This window comes from Tateyamaria pelophila (assembly GCF_019966495.1).
Classification (GTDB): domain Bacteria; phylum Pseudomonadota; class Alphaproteobacteria; order Rhodobacterales; family Rhodobacteraceae; genus Tateyamaria; species Tateyamaria pelophila.
Window position 1 is genome coordinate 1 of the sequence record NZ_JAIMIA010000192.1, and the last position, 1,612, is coordinate 1,612.

At 63.5% G+C, this 1,612-nt stretch carries 1 protein-coding gene; it reads left to right on the forward strand.

Annotated elements, in window-relative coordinates:
* The first annotated feature begins 181 nt into the window (after nt 1-181).
* The gene (locus LC354_RS25940) at nt 182-1,477 is read left to right on the forward strand and encodes a tyrosine-type recombinase/integrase (protein WP_223428855.1); all 1,296 of its coding nucleotides are present in this window, start codon (nt 182-184) and stop codon (nt 1,475-1,477) included.
* Nucleotides 1,478-1,612 lie beyond the last annotated feature (135 nt).

The following is a 1,612-nucleotide window of genomic DNA, read 5'->3' on the forward strand; positions in this document are numbered from 1 at the left end:
TTTTGGCTCCGGCGGTAGGGGCCGCGAGCGTGTTTCGTCATGTTCCACAATGTTGCAAAATTCCTATATTTCTTAGGGATATAGAAGAAATCCCGTTTCGGGCGGTTGCATTGTGTTTCACATAATGGCAATTTTATAGGCACGCGGGTAGGCCCGTAGAAAAATGCCGGAATAGAACCCCATGCCGAGAATTGCCGACGAACTGAGCGCGCTTGAGGTCAAGCGCCTGATCCACCCCGGAGGCCGGGGCAATGCGACCTTTAGCGTGGGCGGCGTCACCGGCTTGCAGATGCAGATCACGCCGAACGGGGCGAAGTCTTGGCTTCTCCGCGTGACGGTTGGCGGCAGGCGTCGGAAGATTGGATTGGGTAGCTATCCGACGGTTCCCCTTGCGGCGGCCCGTGAGCGCGCCCGTGATGCGCTCGACAAGATCGCGGCAGGTGTAGACCCGGTAGAGGAGCGAAGGGCCGCTCAGGCGGCCCTCCGCGCCGCGCAGGCCCGATCCCTAACCTTTGCCGAGGCGATGGAGCGGTTCGCTCCGAAGAAATTGGCGGAATTCAAGAGCGAGAAGCAGTGCCGTCTCTGGCGCAATAGCCTTCAAATCCATGCTGTGCCGATCCTCGGCAGTATCCCGGTGGACCAGATCACGCGGGCTGATGTGCTGCGCGTCCTTGAGCCGATCTGGACGGAAAAGACGGAAACCGCGACGAAGCTGCGTGGGCGGATCGAAGGTATCCTGACGTGGGCCGAGGTCGCGGGGCATTGCGAGGGGCCGAACCCGGCCCGGTGGCAGGCGAACCTCGATCAATTCCTGCCCAAGCCGTCGAAGGTGCGAAAGGAAGCCCATTACCCGGCGCTCGCCCTTGCGGATGCGCCCCGGTGGTGGGCCGATCTGCGCGGGCGCGACGGAATGGGGACCTCCGCGCTGCAATTCGTCGTGCTGACCGCCGCCCGGAGCGGCGAGGTCAGGGGCGCAGTGTGGTCTGAAATCGACCTCGGCGCGGGATTGTGGACGATCCCCGGCGAGCGGATGAAGATGGGCCGCACCCATCGGGTGCCTCTCAGTGCCGAGGCGGTCGCGGTCCTCCACGACCTGCCCCGGATGCAGGGCAGTGACCAACTGTTCCCAGCGGCAAGGGGCGGTATGCTCAGTGACATGGCGCTGAGCGCAACCATGAGGCGGATGCAAGACACCGAGAAAAAGGGGGGGCGACCCGGATACTGCGACGCCATGAACGGTCGTCCTGCGACTGTCCACGGGCTGCGCAGCACGTTTCGGCAGTGGACCGCCGAACGCGGGTTTGACCGCGATATGGCCGAAATGCAGCTTGCTCACGCGGTCGGCAGCGATGTGGAGCGGGCCTATATGCGCAGTGATATGTTGGATCGCCGCCGCGCTATGATGGCGGCATGGGCCGGGTTCCTTGCGGGCAATGAGGCTGGGCAGGTCATGCCGATCCGGGGGGCCTCCGCATGAGCAAGCCCCGGCAAAGCCGGATCGACTTGGCGAAGTCGTGGAAACCCGTCTGGCAGCGCATTGAGGCCGACGGGCCGGTGGAGACAGAGCAGGACGGTAAAAAAGTCTTTGCTGCCGTCAACGCCGAAATAGACC

What these genes read in the sequence shown, in the direction of transcription:
- LC354_RS25940 (WP_223428855.1), top strand. Translation starts at nt 182, where the DNA reads ATGCCGAGAATTGCCGACGAACTGAGCGCGCTTGAGGTCAAGCGCCTG.